Annotated in this window: 18 protein-coding genes and 1 tRNA gene; 15 read left to right on the forward strand and 4 right to left on the reverse strand. The window is 64.6% G+C overall.

Annotated features, from left to right (window positions below):
* On the reverse strand, positions 1-168 hold the full coding sequence (locus tag E3T51_RS16640) for a Sp36 family protein (RefSeq protein ID WP_166806342.1): 168 nt from the start codon (positions 166-168) through the stop codon (positions 1-3).
* Between the two features lie 71 nt (positions 169-239).
* Here E3T51_RS16640 and E3T51_RS01485 point away from each other — a divergent pair, with 71 nt between their 5' ends.
* From E3T51_RS01485 to E3T51_RS01520, 8 genes are all read left to right on the forward strand, one after another.
* Positions 240-2,852, forward strand: a complete 2,613-nt coding sequence (locus E3T51_RS01485; RefSeq protein WP_241989105.1) for a transglycosylase domain-containing protein — start codon at positions 240-242, stop codon at positions 2,850-2,852.
* Entirely contained in the window at positions 2,849-3,841 is a 993-nt protein-coding gene (locus E3T51_RS01490) for a metallophosphoesterase (RefSeq protein ID WP_420898395.1), read from the forward strand. The genes E3T51_RS01485 and E3T51_RS01490 overlap by 4 nt, the downstream gene beginning before the upstream one ends.
* A gap of 63 nt (positions 3,842-3,904) precedes the next feature.
* A tRNA-Pro gene (locus E3T51_RS01495) sits at positions 3,905-3,978 on the forward strand.
* Between the two features lie 134 nt (positions 3,979-4,112).
* The gene (locus tag E3T51_RS01500) at positions 4,113-5,606 is read left to right on the forward strand and encodes an MFS transporter (RefSeq protein ID WP_134526559.1); all 1,494 of its coding nucleotides are present in this window, start codon (positions 4,113-4,115) and stop codon (positions 5,604-5,606) included.
* A gap of 30 nt (positions 5,607-5,636) precedes the next feature.
* On the forward strand, positions 5,637-6,110 hold the full coding sequence (locus E3T51_RS01505) for a VanZ family protein (protein ID WP_134526562.1): 474 nt from the start codon (positions 5,637-5,639) through the stop codon (positions 6,108-6,110).
* Positions 6,111-6,179: 69 nt separating this feature from the next.
* Positions 6,180-7,037, forward strand: a complete 858-nt coding sequence (locus tag E3T51_RS01510; RefSeq protein WP_134526565.1) for a hypothetical protein — start codon at positions 6,180-6,182, stop codon at positions 7,035-7,037.
* A 10-nt stretch (positions 7,038-7,047) separates the two neighbouring features.
* Positions 7,048-8,175, forward strand: coding sequence for an acyltransferase family protein (locus E3T51_RS01515; RefSeq protein ID WP_134526567.1), 1,128 nt, complete (start codon positions 7,048-7,050; stop codon positions 8,173-8,175).
* Positions 8,176-8,234: 59 nt separating this feature from the next.
* The gene (locus E3T51_RS01520; protein WP_134526570.1) at positions 8,235-8,741 is read left to right on the forward strand and encodes a YdcF family protein; all 507 of its coding nucleotides are present in this window, start codon (positions 8,235-8,237) and stop codon (positions 8,739-8,741) included.
* On the opposite strand, the gene E3T51_RS17370 is transcribed toward E3T51_RS01520, so the two are convergent.
* Positions 8,725-9,249 (reverse strand): acyltransferase, encoded by a 525-nt coding sequence (locus E3T51_RS17370; RefSeq protein ID WP_277613338.1) that lies wholly within the window; start codon positions 9,247-9,249, stop codon positions 8,725-8,727. The two genes, E3T51_RS01520 and E3T51_RS17370, sit on opposite strands and share 17 nt — an antisense overlap.
* Positions 9,250-9,442: 193 nt before the next feature.
* On the opposite strand from E3T51_RS17370, the gene E3T51_RS01530 reads away from it, so the two are divergent.
* The 6 genes from E3T51_RS01530 to E3T51_RS01555 all read left to right on the forward strand — a co-directional run bounded on the left by E3T51_RS01530 (position 9,443) and on the right by E3T51_RS01555 (position 18,198).
* Positions 9,443-10,870, forward strand: a complete 1,428-nt coding sequence (locus tag E3T51_RS01530; protein ID WP_134526576.1) for a hypothetical protein — start codon at positions 9,443-9,445, stop codon at positions 10,868-10,870.
* A gap of 84 nt (positions 10,871-10,954) precedes the next feature.
* Entirely contained in the window at positions 10,955-11,974 is a 1,020-nt protein-coding gene (locus E3T51_RS01535; RefSeq protein ID WP_166806343.1) for a glycosyltransferase family protein, read from the forward strand.
* Positions 11,971-14,922, forward strand: coding sequence for an oligosaccharide flippase family protein (locus tag E3T51_RS16645; RefSeq protein ID WP_166806344.1), 2,952 nt, complete (start codon positions 11,971-11,973; stop codon positions 14,920-14,922). Before E3T51_RS01535 ends, E3T51_RS16645 begins: the two co-directional genes overlap by 4 nt.
* Entirely contained in the window at positions 14,919-16,151 is a 1,233-nt protein-coding gene (locus E3T51_RS01545) for a glycosyltransferase (protein WP_134526579.1), read from the forward strand. The genes E3T51_RS16645 and E3T51_RS01545 overlap by 4 nt, the downstream gene beginning before the upstream one ends.
* Positions 16,148-17,197: a polysaccharide pyruvyl transferase family protein gene (locus E3T51_RS01550; protein ID WP_134526582.1), complete on the forward strand. Its 1,050-nt coding sequence runs from the start codon at positions 16,148-16,150 to the stop codon at positions 17,195-17,197. The genes E3T51_RS01545 and E3T51_RS01550 overlap by 4 nt, the downstream gene beginning before the upstream one ends.
* Positions 17,194-18,198, forward strand: coding sequence for a glycosyltransferase family 2 protein (locus tag E3T51_RS01555; RefSeq protein ID WP_134526585.1), 1,005 nt, complete (start codon positions 17,194-17,196; stop codon positions 18,196-18,198). Before E3T51_RS01550 ends, E3T51_RS01555 begins: the two co-directional genes overlap by 4 nt.
* Before the next feature lie 157 nt (positions 18,199-18,355).
* Here E3T51_RS01555 and E3T51_RS01560 read toward each other — a convergent pair whose 3' ends face one another.
* Positions 18,356-18,670, reverse strand: a complete 315-nt coding sequence (locus E3T51_RS01560; RefSeq protein ID WP_166806345.1) for a transcriptional regulator — start codon at positions 18,668-18,670, stop codon at positions 18,356-18,358.
* Positions 18,663-19,121 carry a hypothetical protein gene (locus E3T51_RS01565; protein WP_134526588.1) on the reverse strand — a complete coding sequence of 153 codons (459 nt, stop codon included), beginning with the start codon at positions 19,119-19,121 and terminating at the stop codon, positions 18,663-18,665. Before E3T51_RS01565 ends, E3T51_RS01560 begins: the two co-directional genes overlap by 8 nt.
* A 364-nt stretch (positions 19,122-19,485) precedes the next feature.
* Between E3T51_RS01565 and E3T51_RS01570 the strand changes: the two genes are divergently transcribed.
* Positions 19,486-21,042 (forward strand): right-handed parallel beta-helix repeat-containing protein, encoded by a 1,557-nt coding sequence (locus E3T51_RS01570; RefSeq protein ID WP_134526591.1) that lies wholly within the window; start codon positions 19,486-19,488, stop codon positions 21,040-21,042.
* Positions 21,043-21,281: the final 239 nt, after the last annotated feature.

The following is a 21,281-nucleotide window of genomic DNA, read 5'->3' on the forward strand; positions in this document are numbered from 1 at the left end:
TTACGCCTCTTCCTTAGGGGTGAGCGGGCGCTTGAGGTAAGCGACCAGGCCGCCCTCGGGGCCGGTTACGACCTGCACGAGTTCCCACCCGTCAGAGCCCCAGTTGTTCAAGATGGCGGCCGTGTTGTGGATCATCAACGGCGTTGTGAGGTATTCCCAGGCGGGCATGTGACTCCTATTGAGGCGGGCATTCAGATTTGTCGCTTACGCTCAAGTGTATGTCTGCCAAAAATCGAACCGTGAGCGGGGCTCTGGGGGGTTTCCTGGGTTTCGTCGGGATGAGCGCCGTTGCCGGCATTCTCGTGACCGCCGCCGTCGCCCCAGCCGTTGCTCTGTCCGGCATGGCCGCTACGAACACCATCAACGTGTTCGATAGCCTGCCCGAGTACCTGTCCATCGATCGGCTCGCCCAGAAGAGCAACATCTACGCGTCGACGAACGCCGAGGATCCGGTGGGCACCCGCGTGCTTCTGGCCTCGTTCTACGAGCAGAACCGGGTCGATGTCCCCTCCGACGCGATCAGCCAGTTCGCCAAGGATGCCGCCATCGCCGGTGAAGACCCACGCTTCATGGAGCACGGCGGCGTAGACATCCAGTCCAGCTTCAACGGGGCAGTGCAGACCCTGGCCGGCGGTGAAACCCGCGGTGGATCCTCGATCACTCAGCAATACGTCAAGAACGTGCTCATTCAAAAGTGCGAGGTGATGACCGACGAAGAGAAAGCCAACGCCTGCTACAAAGATGCCACCAAGACGACCGCTGACCGCAAGCTGCGCGAGATGCGCCTGGCCATCGGCATTGAGAAAAAGTACGAAAAAGCAGACATCTTGCGCGGCTACCTCAACATCGCCGGCTACGGCGGAACGGTCTACGGCATTGAAGCCGCCGCAAGTTACTACTTCAACACCACCGCGCTCAACCTGACACTGCCGCAGGCGGCGAGCCTGGTGGCGATCGTCAACAACCCGGTCAAGTTTCAGCTTGACCGCCCCGCCAGCGAGACTAACGGCGCCGCCAACGGCTACGCCGACAACAAATCTCGGCGCGACTATATTCTCAACGAAATGCTCAAGTACGACAAGATCACCCAAGTCGACCATGATGCGGCCGTTGCAACACCGATCGAGCCCGTCATCACCGTTCCTAGCACCGGCTGCCAGACCGCCGGCGATAACGCGTTCTTCTGCGACTATGTGACCAAGATTCTCAAGAACGACGTGACTTTCGGTGCCACCGCAGAGGAACGCATCGACAACTTCACCCGCGGCGGGTTCGACGTCTACACGACGCTCGACCTCGACCTTCAGGCCACCGCCGTCGCTGCGCTCAACGCGAGCGTCCCCAAGGTCGTCAACGATTGGAACGTTGGCGGCGTGGTGTCGAGTGTAAAGGTCGGAACCGGAGCCGTTCTCGTAATGACTCAGAACAAGGACTACAGCCAAGACCCCACAGTGCAGGCAACCGGCGCCAATTACACGAGCCTGAACTACAACACCGACTTCGCCTACGGTGGCTCTGGCGGATTCCAGCCAGGTTCTACCTACAAGGTGTTCACGCTGGCCGAATGGCTGAAGGAAGGGCACGCCCTCACAGAACGAGTTGACTCGCGAGTCAAGGCGAACTGGGGAACGTTCCAGGACAGCTGCCTCGGACCGCAGAATTATGGCGCAGGATTCGCCCCGGGTAACGACGGCGGCGAGGGCGGCCCCAATGAAACAGCACTGCACTCAACCACTCGATCGATCAACACCGGCTTCGTCGGCATGGCCAAGAAGCTCGACCTGTGCGGAATCAGAAAAACTGCTGAGGCCTTCGACATGCACGCGGCAGACGGTGGTGAACTCGGCCAGAACGCAGGCACGGTCCTCGGCACGAACTCCGTCGCCCCACTCAGCATGGCCGTCGCGTTCGCCGGCATCGCCAATAATGGCATGACCTGCACCCCGGTCGCCATCACGAAGATGATCAGTTCGGACGGCACCGAATTGCCGATCCCGAAGTCCGACTGTACCCAGTCGGTGGAGCCCGCAGTGGCCGCCGGAATGCAGTACGCGATGCAGACCGTCATGGGGGGCAGCGGAACAGGCTACTCATCGGCCAGCAAGACCTCACCGCGGCTGCCGATGATCGGTAAGACCGGAACGACAGATGACGCCCAGAACACCTGGATGAGCGGCGCCACCACCCAGGTGGCCACCGTCGTCGGCGTGGTCAACGTCGGTGGCAACAACTGGAAGAATCAGCGCACCCGCAGCGGCCAACTGTTCGGCAAGAGGGGTTCAGAGGTGCGCCACACCATCTGGCCCAAGATCATGTCGGCCGCCAACGCCAAGTACGGCGGAGCTGACTTCCCCGAGGCATCCTCCAACGTGATCAACGCGGTCGCCGTTCCGGTGCCCGACGTGCGCGGCAAGTCGATGGCCGAAGCCAAGACGATTATTGAAGCGGCCGGGTTCTTCTTCGTCGACGGCGGCGTAACCAGTTCGGAGCTGCCAGCGGGAACCGTGGCCAGCACCGATCCGGCCGGCGGGTCGGCATCCACTCGCGGCGCCACCGTCACGGCACGCTCGAGCGACGGCACAGGAGTCACGATCCCCTCGGTGATCGGCAAGACCGAAGCGGATGCCCGAAGTACCCTCTCCGGCGCTCCCTACGGTTTCACCGTGGCCAAGACTGAACAGCCAACCGCGGACAAGGCGCAGGACGGCAAAGTCATGGCCATCCAGCCCGGCGAGGGAACGGCCGGCCGCCCCGGCGACGCCGTAACCATCGTTATCGGCAAGTACACGCCGCCGACTCCCCCGACCACGACCGCGCCCAACTCCGGCCCCAATAACGGCCGGGACGAGTGACCGCGCTTCGCCGGCTCGGACAGGGCGGACGACTCGTCGGCACGTCGCTCGCGGCAGCCGGCGCGGTTGGCCTGGCCGCCTTCACCTGGGGCGCGCTTGTGGAGCGCAACCGCTTCACGCTGCGTGAGATGAACGTTCCGGTGCTCGCGCCGGGGTCGACCTCCATTCGGGTGCTGCATCTGTCCGACCTGCACATGGCTCCGTGGCAGAAGAACAAACAGGAGTGGGTGCGCAGCCTCGCGTCCCTGAAACCCGACCTTGTCGTCGATACCGGCGACAACCTCGGTCATGAAGACGGTGTCAGCGGCATTGAGTATGCCCTCGCACCGTTCCGCGGCATTCCCGGTGTGTTCGTCAACGGCTCCAATGACTACGTCGGACCGCAGGTGAAAAACCCGTTCACTTACTTCGGGGGGCCGTCAAGCCGCCGCACCATTCGCCGGGAAGAGCTCGACACCGATGCGCTGCGCCGGGTGTTCGCCGATCTCGGCTGGACCGACATCAACAATGCAGCCGAGGCTCTCGACCTGAAAGACACCCACGTGGAGTTCTTCGGCGTCGACGACCCGCACATCGGGCGGGACCGACTCGACCTGATCACGCGGGCGATTGACGACCTACGGGCCAACGATCCGCTCGGTGACGACGTCTGGCCCGACCCCGAAGAGGCCGCAGCCCCGCGCTCCACACTGACGGTGGGCGTGGCGCACGCGCCCTACCAGCGGGTGCTGAACTCTTTTGTGAACCATGGCGCCCAACTGATTCTGGCCGGCCACACTCACGGCGGCCAGGTCTGCGTGCCGGGTTTCGGTGCCCTCGTAACCAACTGCGATATTCCACGCCGCCAGGTCAAGGGCTTGAGCCTCTGGAACCATGGCTTGAGAACCGCATTCCTGAACGTCTCGGCCGGCCTTGGAACCTCTATCTATGCGCCCGTACGTTTCGCCTGCCCGCCCGAGGCGACGCTGCTCACCCTGACCTCCGCCTAACTACCGACTCAATTCGTCGTCGGAGGGTGTGAGCGCCTATACTGATTGAGGCTCACGGGCCATCGGGGTATGGCGCAGCTTGGTAGCGCGCGTCGTTCGGGACGACGAGGTCGCAGGTTCAAATCCTGTTACCCCGACAGCAGTAAATTCGGCGGACAACGCATAATCCCCCACTCCACTCGAGTGGGGGATTTGTTGTAGCATCGCCTGTCGGCACCGGCGTCACTCCTGCCGAGGATCACCGGGAGACCGGCGCGAATGGATCTCCCGCATGACTTCTACGCCCGCCACCCCAACGACGTCCGTCGTTCCACGCCGGGCATGGCAGGCGCTAATCGTTCTTCTCGCCGGTATGTTCATGGCTCTGCTCGACACGGCCATCGTGAACGTTGCATTGCCGAGCATCCGCACGAGCCTCGACGCCAGCGAGGCTACGCTGTCGTGGATCATCTCCGGTTACGCCCTCGCCTTCGGCCTCGCGCTCATTCCGGCGGGGCGGGTCGGCGATCGGTACGGGCACAAATGGGTCTACTTCACCGGCCTGGCCCTGTTCACCATCGCCAGCCTCGCCTGCGGGCTCGCGCAGAATGACCTGCAACTCATCGTCGCCCGCGTCGTGCAGGGACTGGCCGGCGGCGTATTCGTACCGGCGGTCACCGCCGTCATTCAGCTGATGTTCCCACCGATGGCCCGCGGCAAGGCCTACGCGATCATGGGCTCGGTCATCGGAGTCTCCACTGCGCTTGGCCCCATTGTCGGCGGCCTGATCATCGAGGCCTTCGGCGCCTCGAACGGCTGGCGCCTGGTCTTTTGGGTGAACCTGCCGATCGGCGTTCTCGCCCTGATCGCCACTGTCTTTCTCCTGCCCGGTGGCGCCGCACTCCCCCGAGCGACACCGGTGTCGCGTACGGGCACCGACTGGTTTGGACTCGCACTCATCTCGGCCGGCCTGGTCGCTCTTTTGGTTCCACTGATTGAGGGCCAGGACCAAGGCTGGCCGCTCTGGACCTTCCTTACCCTCGCTGCCGGCGTGCTGCTCGTGGTGGCCTTCGGTGCCTGGGAAGTCTCCGTCGCACGGCGTGACGGTAGCCCGCTCGTACCCCCTCACCTGTTCGCGCACCCGGCGTTCACCGGCGGAGTCGTTCTCGCGCTGGTCTACTTCGCAGCGTTCACCAGCATTTTCTTCACCATCTCCATTCTCTGGCAGGCGGGTCTTGGGCACAGCGCGCTCGATTCCGGCATCGTCTCCATTCCGTTCGCTGTCGGCACGATTCTCGGCGCATCGCAGAGCGACCGACTGGCCAAGCGCCTGGGGCGCACCGTTCTCGTCGTCGGCGTAGCCCTCGTCACGATCGGCCTGGTCTGGATCTGGCTGGTCATGCTCCTGACCACTCCGGGGGACCTCACAAATTGGCACCTGCTGCCGCCCCTGTTCATCGCGGGCCTCGGTAGTGGCTTCTTCATCGCCCCGAACGTGTCCTTCATCGTCGCGACCGTCGACCCTTCTGAAGCCGGCGGCGCGAGCGGCGTGATCGGCGTGATGCAGCGCGTCGGCAGCGCGGTGGGTATCGCCGTAATCGGCAGCGTATTCTTTGGCACGCTCACGGTCACCGGCCCGGGAGCGGATGCCCTCGCCACCGCTTTCACCCACAGCGCCACAATGGCGATGGCGGTGAGCGCCGGGTTTGCCCTTGTCGCGCTCATGCTCGTCTTTGCCCTGCCGAAACGCGTCGCGGACAGCCGCCCGGCCGCAGCCGCCGAGTAGTGCAGAGTTGATCAGTAACGAGGAGGTGTCATGAACGCCATTCGACGACATCGACACAGCCTGCTGCGTGGCGGCGCCCTGTGGATTGTGCTGGCCTATTTTGTGGCCCTCGCTCTGATCGCATTCTGGCCAACGCCCGTCGACCGCGACGTGCATGGGGCGATCGGGGCTTTCGTAACCTGGTTACACGCGCAAGGTATGCCAAATCAAGTTGGCTACGACACGATTGAGTTCACCGCTAACATCGCGCTGTTCATTCCGGTCGGCCTGCTCCTCGTGGTCCTGGCCGGGGCGCGCCGCTGGTGGCTCGGCCCGGTGATCGGCGCCCTGATCAGCGCCATGATCGAGCTCGGCCAGCTCGTTTTTCTGCCCGAGCGGTTCGCGACCGTCAACGACGTCGTAGCCAACAGCCTTGGGGCGGTGGTCGGCACCGTACTGGCGCTGATCGTGCTTCGTATCACCCTCGGGCCGTGCCCCGCAGCCCGCCCAATCCAACTTCAATGACTTTGAGATTGGACCGCTTCGATTCTCTCTGCTATCTTCGGCAGCATGGATCGTCGAGGGTTTCTCACTTTGTCAACTGCTGGCGCAGCAACACTTGGTTTCGGTGCGCTCGGCGCACCCGCCGCGTTCGCTGCTACCGCTCCGAAACTACCGGGAGAGGTGTCGCGCCTCTCCAACGTACTCACCCAGAAGGGTAGAAAGCTCTACGACAACATCGAAGTGGACATCGGCGGTGATCGTGCCCGCCTGTTCATTCCGCAGACGATCTCGATGAACTCAGCGGCCGCTGTGGGTGCCGTCTGGTTCTACCATGCAGCCTCCAGCTCACACAACGCTCTCAACGGTGGCTTCAAGTACCCCGGCGAGCTCGTTGTCGACCAGAACAGCATTGCCATCTGCATCAACGCCGGTGGCACCCAGTACACCAACTCCATCGCCACGACGGCGCAGAAGAACGCGTGGACCTACCTGAACGCGCTGTACACCGTGCGCCGCAATTTTCTGCGCGCCACCTCCTTTGGCGGATCGCTCGGCTGCTACACCTATGGCAAGAAGCTCATCCCGTACATTCGCGGCCTGTACATGGTCAACGGCCTCTACGACAACGAGTGGCTCTACGCCTACGACACCAAAAACCAGGCACACGTCGGAGACGCCTACGGCAACGACCTCACCCTGATCAAGGGAACCAACCCCGCACGCATCAGTGCGACCCCGTGGACCAATAGCCGGGTCAAGGTGCTTGTCTCCGATGATGCCCACCCCGATAACGTCGTCGTGCCGAGCAGGAACGGCCTCGCCCTGATCAATAAGATCAAGCCGGTCGCCGCCGATGCCCAAGTGATGTACCACACGCTCGCCCACGGGACACCGGGTTTTGCCCACACCGACATGATCAAAACCTTCGCACAGTGGTCGGTCGGATAGAGAGGTACTAGTGGGCAATGACATCGATCGCAGCAGGGTGGACTGGGTCGATGGCGCGAAGGGTATTGCAATTTTGCTCGTCGCCCTGGCGCACGCGGTGCAGTGGACGGTTCTTTCAGGCCTGGCCCCCGAACTGTGGAACAAGATCAATCTCGTCTTCATCGTGTTTCGCATGCCGCTGTTCTTTCTCGCCTCCGGACTGTTCGCCGCGTCGATCATCACACGCACCTGGCCCACTCTTTGGCGAACCCGGCTAAGCCTGCTGGTCTGGGCTCTGCTGCTGTGGACAGTCATCCGCTTTGGGTATTTCTCCCTGCTGCCAAACCCCGCGGGCTTCGACGAGACCAACCCGCTCGATCTGCTGCTCGCCCCGTTGCGGCCCAGCAACGGCCTCTGGTTTCTTTACGCCCTCACCCTGTTCTTCATTGCCTCAAAGCTCATGCGAAATCGCGTCGACTGGCGGGTGCAGATCGCTGTTGCCGCCGCGCTGTCGGTGTTGTTCTTCGCGCGCGCCGACACCGGCAACATCGCCTGGAACGGCATCGGCCGCTACTTCGTGTTCTTTTTGCTCGGCTGCTACCTGCGCGGGTGGATACTGGCTTTCGTCAACCGGCCCAGCCGGTTCGGCGCCCTCTGGCTCGGCCTCGGTTTCGGCGCGGGGTTCCTGGTGCTGGCCGGCGTGATTCTCACCGTCGACGCTCGGGTACCGTTCATCACGGGTACTCTCGTCGTGGTGAGCCTGCTGGCCCTCGGCGCCGGCCTCCTCGTGGCCCGGTTTTTGGTGGGCTTTCGGGCGTTCACCTGGCTGATCTATGTGGGCCGCAACACGCTGCCAATCTACGTCGTGCACGTTTTGTTCGTCTCCGCCCTGACCAGCCTGCTTTTGCTCGCCCGCGGCCAGACCTGGCTCGACCGCCTCGGCCCGGCGCTCCCCCTGATCGTCGCGGGTGGCGCGGTCGCCGCCTCCCTGCTGTTGTGGCGCCTCGTGCGCGACCTGCCGGTGCTCCGCTATGGTTTCGCCGTGCCGGCCTGGTTCTCCGGTCGCGCTTCCGCCAGAGACGTAACGGCACAAGCTGCGGCATCCGTTTCGGCTGAGTCGGCAGAATCCCCAGAGCGGATGCTGCCACGCAGCGATTAAGACGAGCTCGCCGGCGACAGCGCGCGCTGGTCGTGCTCACCGGCCTGGTGCTACTGATCATGGGACTTGCAGCCGTCACCACTCGAACCGTCATGTTTCCCCGCGAGGACCCAGCAGGCCCGGCCGACGCCATCGTTGTTCTCGGAGGACTCGGCAGCGCTGCCGTGGTTGCGAAGGCCGTGGACCTTGCCGAAACCGGGTACAGCGAGAAGATTTTCATTTCAGACGCGTTCGGCGGTGACACTCGCCCGGCAAATTTGTGTGCGCGCGCCGTTCCAGTACCTGGCACGACGATCCAGGTGCAATGCTTCGACGCGCTCCCAACGACGACCCGCGGTGAAGCCGAAGCGATCGCCGCGTTCGCGACCGCCCAGGGGTGGAATCGGGTGATTGTGGTCACCTCGAGCTACCACGTGAGCCGTGCCCGGATGCAGGTCAGCCGGTGCTACACCGGTTCCCTCGCTGTGGTCGGCGCCCGGCAGCCGATGGATCCGCTGAAGTGGGCTTACCAGTTCGTTTACCAGAGCGCCGGTTTCGTCAAGGCCTGGATTAGGCCGGCTTGTTGACCTGAAACCCCTCGGCGATCGAGTCGACCCGCTGGCGGTACGTCTGGCCGACCATATCCGTCTCGGCCGGCCACGTGGCAAGCCCCGCGTGGAACCCGGGCCAGTCCTTGATCGGCCGGGCCGGAACGCCGGCCACGATGGTGCCGTCCGGTACCGATGCGGTGACCACCGACCCAGCTCCAACCACGCACCGGTCGCCGATTCGAACGCCCGGCAGCACGGTGACGCCGGCGCCGATGAAGACATCGGAGCCAACCTGAATCGGCGCAAACCGGTAGCGGCGGCCGCGCTCATCCCGGTAGAGCCAGCCGGATCCGTCATGGGTGATGAACGTCACGCCGGAGCTGATGGTCACGCGGTCACCGACCGAGATGAGCCACGGTTCCGTCGTGATGATGTCGGAGAGGATGCGGCATCCGGCACCGATCTGCACGCCCAGGGCACGCAGGGCGTAAACCCGGCCCCGGGTGCTTCGTTGAAATCTGTAGGTCAGGCGGGAAAATTTCACCGGAAACTCCACTTTCTTGGTGGTGCAGACGTTCAGTGACCCGCTCAAAGTATCGGTTTTCGAGCGATCGTGCTGGCGCTGAGGAAAATTCACGTGTTATCGTTGCGCCTGATCATAAATCAGGCTACGGCCAGATCTCGTTCACCCACTGCGCGACCACTATTGACTGCACGACCTCCCCCGAAGGCGGCCGATGTTCGATTCCACCATGCTGCGCCTGCGCCGCACGCCGATAATTCTCGTCGCGCTTGCTGCGCTGTTCGTGATCGTGGCCAGCCTGGTGCTGCCACGCTTCGTCACTGAGCTTGGCATCATCGTGCTTCCGCTGGCCCTGCTGGCTTTCGTCGCCGTCGTGACGCTGCTCCTGGTGCCAACGCACATCCTGCCAGCCATTGCGCTGGCAACTTTTGCGCTCATTCCGGCCCGTATTCTGCCGCAGGACGGCCCGATCGGCGCCCTGCCGCTGACGACCATGATCATCGTCATCTGGGCCGTGCGTCGACTGCTCAATGGCTCCGGCGACCGGCAGCCCGACGCTACGCCAGCCCCCTTCCGGTCAGCCACCCGCTACTTCGCCCTGCTGTTTTTGGCCTGGTCGCTGTTCTCGCTCGTGCGCAGCACCGACCTGCAGGCAAGCCTTGGCTGGATCATCAGCTTCAGCGCCGGGGTGCTGCTTCCGCTCGCCATTGTCACCGCCAGCCGGGAGGCGTACTGGATTCGACGGGTCTGGCTCGTGCTCGGAGCCACCCTCGGCGCATACGCGCTGATCGAGGGCGCGCTGCGCGCCAATCCGGTCTGGGGCACCCTGTTCAGTGTGCTCGGCCTCAGCGACAGCCAGCACTGGTCGGTGTATCGCGCGACCGCATCGTTCGGGCATCCGCTCTTCGCCGGCTTGTTCTTCGCCGTGGCCTGCGCGCTCGCCATCGGCGTGTGGCTGCGGGAAAGTTCGAAACCTGCCCTCGCCGCCGCCGTGCTCAGCGGTCTCGGGCTCGTCGCCACCGTTTCGCGCGGCGCCATCCTCTCTGCGGCCATCGCCATCGCCTTCGCTTACGCGGTGTCGCTCGTACTTCGCGGCGACAAACGGTGGGGCAAGTTCGCGTTGCTCGCGGTGCTGATGGTCGTCGCAGTGGTCGGGCTGTTCCAGTTCGACGCTTTCACAGCCCGCAACAACTCGATCGAAGCCGAACTGTCTTCGCAGGCACGTGACCTCGGTGTCTGGGTATCGATACAGGCCGCAAACTTCACCGGTTGGATCGGGTCGGGCCCGGGCACCTCTGGCATCACCGGGCGCCTGTTCGACGACGTGACCATCGAGAACTCGCTGCTGCAACTGCTCATCAGCATCGGGCTGCCCGGGGTGGCGTTGTTCCTGCTCCTGATCGGTTCGGCCGTCGCTCATGCGCTCTCCCGCCGGGCAGTCGGAGCGGCAACCGCCCTGGTGGCGTACACGGTATGCATCGCCGGCTTCAACGCGATCGACGCCCTGCGCCCGATGCACCTACTGCTCGGATGCCTGCTTCTTCTCGCCTTGCATCCGACGCAAGCGGATGCCGCTCCCCCGCTCGAGCTCCGCAAAGGGCGGGAGACTCCTCGCCCCAAACGGGGGTATGCGCGGCTCTAACGCCTTCGAAGCGCGCACGCTACGCTAAATCGAAAGATTCTCAGTTTCGCCGGTCGTTTTCACCGGCCCGTGACAGATATGGGCGTGATGAATACAGGCACGACACACATCACCGTGTTGCAATCCTTGAGCCCGCCCGACGGCACCACCCGGTACGTCAACCAGGTGGTCGAGGGGGCGCCCGATGCAGTGACCATGCGCTTCTTCACCTGGCGCACCGCGCTGCTCGGCCGTTATGACGTTCTTCACGTGCACTGGCCGGAGTTACTCATTCGCGCGCCGCGCCCTGTGAAGGCACGGCTGCGTCGCGGGGCGCTGTATGCGCTGCTGCTGCGGGCCCGGCTGCAGCACATTCCTATCGTGCGAACCATGCATAACCTGGCCCCGCACGAAGCCGGCGCGGGTGCCGAGACCCGCGCTCTCGACGCGCTCGACGCACGCACGGCGCTGGTCATCCGCCTGAACCCAACCACGCCGGTGGAGCCCGAATCCCGGGCGGTCACCATTCTGCACGGCCACTACCGTGACCGCTTCAGCGACATGCCGCGGCCCGATTCGATCAGTGGGCGCATCCTCTACTTTGGGCTCATTCGCCCGTATAAAGGCGTCGAGACTCTTCTGCAGGTGTTTCGGGCGCTGCCGGGACCGGACCTGACGCTCCGCGTTGTGGGGCGGCCATCGAGCGGTCTCGGCGAGATCATCACGGCCGAAACCGCACAGGATGCACGCATTAGCTCGGTGCTGCGCTTCGTGTCCGACGAAGAATTAGTGGTCGAAGTCGGCGGGTGCGAGCTGGTCGTGCTGCCTTACCGCGAAATGCATAATTCGGGGGTGTTGCTCGTGACGCTGTCGCTCGATCGCCCGGTGCTCGTGCCGTCGACGCCGTCGAACCGGGCCCTGGCCGACGAGGTCGGGCCCGATTGGATCTACCTCTACGACGGCGAGCTCACACCGGAGATTTTACGCGGCACCCTCGAGCGGATGCGCGCCGCCGGCTCCCGCCCGCGCCCGCGCCTCGACGATCGGGACTGGAATACCCTCGGCCTGCAGAGTTATCGAACCTACCTGCGGGCGCTGGAACTGGCCGGGCGGAGCATCCGTTGACCGCGACGCTTCCGCCCGATGCGCCCGAAACACCTGAGCTGCCCGAGAAGCCACGGTCCACCGCCGGCCTGGGCCGCACCGCCGGACGCGGCGCGTCGACGACACTGGTCGGCCAGCTCATCCGCATCGGCGTGCAGCTCGGCGGCATCGTCGTACTTGGCCGACTGCTCGACCCGAGCGACTATGGTCTGGTCGCATCGGTCGCCGCGATCATCGGCGTCGGCGAAGTGCTGCGTAATTTTGGGCTGTCGTCGGCCGCCATTCAGGTGCGGGACCTGAGTCGGCACCAAAAAAACAACCTGTTTTGGATCAACAGCCTGATCGGGCTCGCGCTCATGCTGCTGGCGGTGCTCTGCAGCCCGCTCATCGCTACCCTGTACGGCGACGACCGGCTCGTGCTGCTCACCCAGGTGCTCGCGGCCACCTTTCTGCTCAACGGCCTTGCCACCCAGTTTCGTGCAGACCTCAACCGCAATTTTCATTTCAAGGCCCTCGCCGGGTCGGAGATCGGAGCCCAGGTCGGTGGCCTCGCCATCGGCATCGTGATGGCGCTGAACGGTTTCGGCTATTGGGCCCTCGCCGGGCAGCAGCTCAGCCAGGGCATTCTGACCATCATCATTCTCATCCCAGTCACCAACTGGTTTCCCGGCTGGTATCACCGTGCCGCGCCGATGCGTCACCTGATCATGTTCGGGTCGAACCTGGCTGGCACCCAACTGCTCGGCTACGCCAGCCGCAACACGGACTCGATCGTGATCGGCGCGACCCTCGGTGCCGGGCCGCTCGGGCTGTACAACCGCGCGTTCCAGCTGCTGCTGCTGCCGCTCAACCAGATAAACGCACCATCCACCCGGGTGGCCCTGCCCGTGCTGGCGCGGTTGCAGGACGACCCGCCCAAATACGACCGGTTTATTCTGCTCGGGCAGACCATCATGCTGCACGCGGTCACCATCGTGCTCGCTTTCTCCTGTGCCCAGGCCCTCCCAATCATCAGCATCGCCCTCGGCAGCAACTGGCTCGGCTCCGCCCCGATTTTTCAGATTCTCGCCATTGCCGGGTTCTTCGAGGCCGCCGCCTACGCGACCTACTGGGTATTCCTGTCGAAGGGCGTCACCAGGCAAAACCTCTATTTCGCCCTCGCCACCCGGCCGCTGCTCGTCGTGTTCGTGCTGGTCGGCTCACTCTGGGGCGTTCACGGCGTCGCCGCCGGGTATTCGTTCGGCGTCGCGCTGATCTGGCCGATCGGTCTGTTGTGGATCAGCCGGGTCACAACGGCGCCAGCGCGCGCCATGTTCCTGGCCGGCGTACGCGCCATTCTCGGCTATGGCTTCGCGACCGGTATCAGCTGGGCCGCCGTGCAGTGGATTCCGATCGACCTGCCGTTCGCGCGTGTCGCGCTCGGCGGTGTCACCCTGCTCGCGGCGATCGGCCTGGTCATGCTGGTCTGGCCGACCTTCCGCCAGGATGTGCGCTCGATCGCCCAGGCGCGCAGCTTTCTGCGCTCAGCGAAGGCGTCGAAAGACGGTGACGTCGACGCGACCGTCGACACCGACCAGCTAACGCCCACCCACACCCCCACCCGGACCCGAAAAATGGGGCGCACACGCTTGCGCATCATCCGCCGGCTGGACCGGGTGGTGCACGGCTTGGCCGCGGCATCCACTTTGCCTTTCCTGCGCGATCGTGCCGCTCTGAAACGCGCGATCAGCCGACTGCGCCCGTTCGATGTGCGCGGTGACCTCGCGCACGTGCTCGTCGCCCCGCCCGGGGAGGGTAACATCGGCGACCAGGCCATGGTCGAAGCCTTCCTCGAAAACGTGACCGGACCGGTGCAGGTGCTTGTGCGGCGGCCGGCCGACATAGAGATTCCGTTGCAGCACGCCCGGCGAGCGCAACTCGTTTCGATTCCACACCTCATCTACGGGAAGGGTCGGGTGCACCGGCAGGCCATGGCAGTGCTGGCTCCCGTACTGGGCGGCGCCCGGTCGCTGACCGTGATCGGCGCCGACATTATGGACGGCGCGTACAGCGTGCGTGCTTCCGCCCGGCGAGCGGATATTGCGAGTCTGGCGCGCAGCGTCGGCGTCGAAGCGCGCATCCTCGGCTTCAGCTGGAACGGCCACGCCAACGTGGGAGTGCGGCGGTCGCTCGCGCGGGCCGGCCGCATGGGAACGCGGTTACAACTGCGTGACCCCGTCTCCAGCGCGCGCGCCCGCGCCGATCGATTCGACACCGTGGTCGACGTCGCCGATGCCGTGTTCGCGGCCCGGACCAACTCCACCCTCGCCGTAACGGAATATCTCGGAGCCACGCCGGCCCGCTATGCCGTCGTAAATGCCAGCGCTCTGGTCGGCCGCAGTTTCGACCAGACCACAGAGTACGCCCGGATCGTGACGGCGCTGCTGGAGGCGGGACTTCAGGTGGTACTGCTGCCGCACGTCGTGCGCACCAGCGGCGACGACGCTGCCGCCTGCCGGGCCGTGTTCGATCGGTTGACTGAGACTGATCCTCTGGCCCCGCCAGCCCGAGTGACCGATTCCCGCGTTGTTTTGGTGAATCGCTTGCTCACCCCGGCCGAAGTGCGCGGGTTGTGTGCTGGCGCCGAAATCGTACTGACCGGCCGCATGCACCTCGCCGTGCAGGCCATGTTCCACGGGGTGCCTGCCGTCGCGCTGTCCACCCAGGGCAAGGTCGCGGGCATGATGCGGCTTTTTGACACGCAGGAACTGTGCGTCGAGCCGGGCGTCGGCCTGGCCGGACGCATGATTCCGGTGGTGTTATCGGTGCTGGCCGATCGGGAGAGGTATCGCGACCGGTTGGCTGCGCGGCTGCCCGAGGTGCAGCGCCTGGCCGCCCTGAACTTCTCGGGCTTGCCGAGTGCTACGCATACCCATCCTTTTACCCTCACGGCCCCGAGCCCGACTTCCCACAGACAAGGCCCCGCATGACACTCTCCGTGCAGACCCCGCCCGATTACGCGCCCGAGCATCCCTCGCTCCGCCGCATCCTCTTCGTTATTCCGTCATTGCATGGTGGGGGGGCAGAATTCGTGGCCCGCACCTGGATGGGCTGGCTCGCCGACCAGGGCTACGAGGTGGCTGTCGTGCTCACCTCCGCTGAGGTGAAGCCGGAGTACCTGCCCGATGGTGTCGCGGCTTTCTCCCTGTCCGGGCAGCGCGGGCACCTGCAGAAGGCCACCGCACTTCGGCGCCGCCTGCTCGACTGGCAGCCCGACGTGGCGATATCGCTACAGGCCCACCCGAACCTGGTGCTGCTGACGGCCGCTCACCTGATGCCAGCACGCCTGCGCCCCCGCGTGCTCGTGAGTGAACGCAACCTGGTGTCGCTCGGGCTGCCCGGATCGAATCTTGCCCACCGGGTGAAAATCTGGTTTGCCAAGCGCCTGTATCCGTGGGCCGACCACGTGATCGCCATTTCGCATCCGGTCGCCGCTGAGATGATCGCGGCTTTCGGAGTGCACGGTGACCGCATCACCGTCGTCGCCAACCCCGCAACGGCAAAACTACGCGGCACCCGGCGCGGGCAGGGCACGACGGGGGCGCACGCCCAGGTCGGGGGCGACGACGGCACGGAACTCGTCGAGCCGGGGGGAACGACGATCGTGGCGCGATCCGAACGCCGTCCAGGATCAGCCAATGGCATTCAGATCGTGCTGGCCTGCCGGCTCGTGGCGCAAAAGCGGCCGCTGCTCGCCATCGCGGCCGCCGCCGAGCTCGCCCGTCGCGGCATCGTCGTCGAGGTCGTCTCCTTCGGCGGCGGTCCGCTGCTCGACGACGTACAGGCCGCAGCCCGGCAGGAAAACGTGACCTTTCACCATCGCGGCTGGGTCGAAAATTGGTTCGACCACTTCGGCGATAACTCGGTGGCACTGCTTACCTCAAGCAGGGAGGGTTTCGGCAACGTGCTCGTTGAAGCGGCCGCCGCCGGCTACCCCTCGGTTGCCGTTTCGGGGGCCCTCGGGGTAGCGGATGCGATTGTGCCCGGCATCACGGGCGAACTAGCGCTGTCCGCGCATCCAGCGGACCTTGCCGACGCCATTCTGCGGGCGGTGGACCTCCCCCTCGAGCACATCGAGCCCTGGCTGGCTCGTTTTTCGGAGGAAGCGAGCGGCGGCGACCTGGAACGGGTCTTGCTTCGGGTCGTGGAACGCGCATGAGAATCTTCGCTTCGGCTATGGGCCAGATCGACAACGTCGGCGATACCGTGCTGCGACGGGCCTTTCTCGATGCACTTCGAGGCGCCGGTGAACTGCAGGTCTTCGTCGGGGCCCGATCGGATTTTTACCTGAGCGGGCTCGGCCTGCATGACGAAGACCGGGTGTACCGCACCAGCGCAGAATGGCGACGCGAGATTTCGCGATCGACTCTGCGGGAGGCATCCGTTTACGCCTTTAACGCTGGCGAAATGGAATTGCAGCGCGCCTATGCTCTGCGCTACCTGCGCCTCGCGCCCCACCTCGCGCTCAACCGGCTGCGCGGCGGGCATGCCGTACACGCCGGGTTCGGCGTGCGGCAGAAGACGCGCTGGCGCATTCCAGTGGCGGCAACACTGCGCCTGTGCGACCTCGTGGCCTGGCGTGACACCTACAGCCGCGGCACAATGGGCCTGGGCCGCATCGCTCCCGACTGGGCCTTCGCTACGGGGGCAGAAGATGTTGATCTGCTCGCGTCAACCGCTTCTCGCCCGCTGCTGGCCGTGTCGGTGCGCTACAACGGGCGGCGCCCCGACGACACGTGGCTGGCGGCACTGCGCGGCCTGGCCGATACCCTCGAACTCGAGATCGTGACGGTGTCACAGATCGAACGAGACGGGCCGCTCGCCGAGGAACTGGCCGTCAAGCTCGGCGGCACGGCGCTGGTCTGGGACGGTCCTGACCATCTCGCTCAGGAGCAGAAACTACGGGCGGTCTACCAGCGGTCACTGCTCGTGGTGAGCGACCGGCTGCACGCTGTCGTGATCGGCCTGAGCGAGGGCGCGCTGCCGCTCGTGATCGCCGATGCTGCCCAGTCGAAGGCGGCTCGCACCCTCGACGCGGTCGGCATCAAGGGCGCCACGATCGGCTGGACTCTGCCCGACCCCGCGGCACTCGAGCGCCGGGCGCGCGACGTGATCAGTCGCCGGGAGCCGATTCTGCGCCACGTCGTCGAGGCGCGCGCTTCCCTACGGGAGCTGACCCGTTCTATTGAAAAGCTCACAGCATGACCGGGGCACACGTGGCGGGCTCGCCGGTTGTCAGCGTCATCATGCCGGCCTACAACGCCGCCGCGTTTCTGGAAAGCGCCATCGAACGACTCCTGGCGCAAACCATCGACAATTTCGAGATCATCGTGGTCGACGACGGCTCAACGGATAAGACGGCTTCGATCGGCCTGCGAGCGGCTGCAGCGCACGCCGCCGTTCATTACTTTCGCCAGGAGCAGAACGGCGGCGTCGCACGGGCGAGGGCACGAGCGGTGGCCGAGAGTCGGGGCGAGTTTGTGTGGTTCGTCGATTGTGACGACGAATGGGCGGACTCTGCGCTGGAGAAGCTCGTGGCGGCGGCCAGGTCTACGGGCGCCGACGTGATCGTCTGCGGTGCGACGTATGTCTACCCCGGCCAGCGGCGCCCGTTGGTTGCGCCACTTGTAAACGATCCGATCACCGGCGCAGAGGCTTTTGTGCTGCTGCTCGACGGCAAGCTGACCGGGCATCTCTGGAATAAGTTGTTCCGCCGTACTCTCACAAAGGAGATCGAGTTCACCCCGACCCGCGTGCATTCCGACCTGGCCATGGTGGCCCAACTGCTCGCCGCCGCCGATCGCGTGGCATTCATCAGCGACTCCCTCTATTCCTATGTTGTGCGTAGTGGGTCGATCATCCGCTCAGGGTTGCGCCGAGCCGAGTCGCTTCTGCTGGTGGAGCAAGCCATCACGAGCGCGGCGATCACCCTGGACACCCGCATCATCGGTTCTAACTCGTACGGCTATTTTCGGCTGCGCTACGTGCTGCTCTCCGGGCTGAAGGACGCGCTGACCGGGCCGTACGATGCTGAAGAGCGGGACGAGATCGTCTCCGAATTGCGTTCCCGCCTGACCTGGCGCCTCATATTGTTAGCCGCGCGCCGACGCGATTGGAAACGACTAGCGCTGGCGGGCACGGCAAAGCTGAGCATTCCGCTGCATCATCAGTTGCTGCGCCTGGCCGCCAAGCAGGGTGCCGCCTAAGCGGTGTCGCGAGTTTTGGCACGCACTCGCCAGGCCGTCAGCGGCGGCATTTGCTTCGTCGAGCGGTGACTTTCCGCCGCCGAACCGTGAGAGTTTGGCGCTTTCAATCGATTTTCCAGGAGCAATTCACGGCTCGGCGACGGTGGGGTCCGAAAACTCACGGTTCGGCGTTGATCGCGCCCGTGATCGTGCGCAGGAAGGCCACGTGGCCTCGAAAAGCCCCGCGGCCGGATTCGGTGAGCTGCACCCGGGTGCGCGGGCGACTGTCGACGATTCCCTTGATGATGTCGACGTAGCCGGCGGCCTCGAGGATGCGCAGGTGTTTGCTGAGCGTGGGGTCGCTCACCTCAAGACTCTCGCGCAGCAGCCGGAACTCCGTGGTGCCTAGCCGGTGCAGCATCGCGCATACGCGCAGCCGCACGGCACCGTGGATCGTCTCGTTGAACTGGTCCGCCGGTTCGCCGTCAGTCACCCTGGACCACCGACCGCGCGAAAGCTCGCTCCATGCGGGCTCCCAACGCGAGCTTCAGCACGAGAACGACGGCAGCCGTGGCGACCAGGATCCACAGCAGGTCGAACTGGCGATGAGCGAGGACGCTCACCACGATGATTGGCAGGATCACGGCGACCTGCACGAGCCCGGCGCGCCACGTGCGGGCATCAGACCACGGCTCGGCCGTCGTGCGCGTAAAGACAGGGCGCAGCAAACCGAGTGAGATATAGATGAACCCGATGGCACTGGCTCCGATATAGAAGCCCGCGTCATCCAGGGCGAAGCACAGCACGAACGCGGCGAGCAGCAGCCCCTCGATCAACTGGTACCACCATGGGGCAGTGATGCGCACGGCGGCACGGCCACGATCTGCACCGAGTTGCTCAAGAGCGCGACGGGCCTCGGTGGCGGTTACCTCAGGATTTTCCATATTGGCAACTGTACACTTGCCGACTTGGTAACTAATGGGACCTCGCAGGATGCGGGACAGCGTTCGAGCCTTGTTACGCACAGTCGCCTTTCTGAGTGTTTTCACAGGAAAGTGAAACGGATTCGACTTTGGGCCTCGATAAGCTCAAAGTCACAGTTCAATCCGAATAGTCCCTACGGTCTCGGTCTCGGTCTCGGTCTCGGTCCTCGAACGCTGAATACGCATCGCATCACGCAACGGCCGGGCCAGTAACGGGCACAGCCGAATCTTCACCCGGCTATATGCGACACGGCACCGCCAGCATCCGCGCAGAATCGCGCCCCAGCTATTCGTTCGCGACCCCGACTCTCCGGAGGACCCTACCGTGCCCCTTCTTCGTTACCGTGACCCCCGCAAAGCCTTGCCCCGCACACCCGCCCGCCGCGCCATGCTCGCCGTTGCCGCCTTCACTGCCGTCACCGTCGCGGTTCTCGCGTCGCTGACCATTCCGAGCCCGGGCGGCGAAGCCACCGCCGCACCCGCACCCACAGTTATCGACAGCTCCTCGGCAAAGATCAGCTACACCGGCTCCTGGCGCAGTACGCGCAACGCCGCCGACCGCGGCGGATCCGTAAAATTTCAGTCCAGTGCGGGCAGCGCGTCGATGACGTTCAAGGGAACCAGCGTCGCCTTCATCACACGCACCACGAAAAGCTCGGGAAGGAGCACCGTCGCAATCGACGGCAAGGTTGTCGCCACTGTGGACGGCTACTCTTTGAAAACTAAGCACAGGCAGACAGTTTTCAGCACGACGAGTCTGTCGGGCGGCACCCACACCATCAAGATCAGCCGCACCGGCAAGAGAGACGCTCGCGCGAGCGGCACGAACAGCATCGTCGACGCGTTCGTCGTAAACGCCACGTCCAGGCCAGCACCAGCACCAGCACCAGCACCAGCACCAGCACCAGCACCAGCACCAGCACCAGCACCAGCACCGATCCTCGCACCCGCGCCGTCCCCGACCGTGCACCGCTACGCCGACTGTCCCGCTGCCACGACGACCGTGCACACCGTCGACGAGCTGAGGGAGGCCATCGACCGCGCCCGGCCCGGCACCGTTATCAGAATGGCCCCCGGAACCTATCGCGGTCAGATTGACATGCACGCCAACGGAACGGCGGCTGACCCGATCTGGGTCTGCGGCCAGCGCGACGCCGTGATCAACGTCGGGAGTATCCAGAAGAACCACGGCATCCAAATCAAGAATTCTTCTAATCTGGTCATCGCCGGCATGACCGTCACGAACAGTCTCAAGGGCATCAGCGTGATCGGCGGCACGAACGTGACGATCGCCGACACCCGCGTCGACAACATCGGCTATGAGGGCATTCACCTGCGCGCCTACACATCCGACAGCACCGTGGTCGGAAATGTCATCTCGAACACCGGAATGCGCAGCGCGCCCTTCGGCGAGGGGATCTACATCGGTACGTCCGAAAATAATTGGTGCGACCAGACCGATTGCCGGCCCGACCGAACCGACGGCACGCTCGTGCTGGGCAATCACATCAGCCTCACCGGGGCCCAGCCGATCGAAGTCAAGGAGGGCACTTCGGACGGCGTCGTTCGCGACAACATGATCGACGGAGCCAACGGCATGAGCGCCGCCCAGGAGTGGGTCAAGGTCAAGGGCAACAACTGGATGATCGATGGCAACACGGGCTCCAACAGCCCCCTGCACGGCTTCGCGGTCAACGGAAGCGTCGCCGGCTGGGGTCTTCACAACACCTTCACCGACAACGTGGGGGCGGTGAACGCCGGTGGTTACGCCTTTTTCATCCACGAGAAGGGCCGCAAGGGTTCCAGCGACACGGACGTGTCGTGCTCAAACTCGGTCACCCGCGCCGGGAAAGGGTTGACCAACATCGCCTGCACTCCGTAGCCGACCACGAACGCCCCCAGCATGCCCGCTTGGGCTGGGGGCCGCTTTCATGCGACGGCAGACGCAAAAACTTTGCAGAATGACGAGACCTCAACGGTTTCAATTAGACTCTCGGCACTTTCTCAGCAATGACGGTTTCCCGCCCACGGCAAACCTGTCAAACCGCTAGAAACCCCGACCCCCCTTCACGGAGCATAGCCCACAATGGGCAATAGCACTGATCAGAGCGATATCCTTGA

The sequence above is a fragment of the Cryobacterium serini genome (genome assembly GCF_004404025.1).
GTDB classification, from domain to species: Bacteria; Actinomycetota; Actinomycetes; order Actinomycetales; family Microbacteriaceae; genus Cryobacterium; species Cryobacterium serini.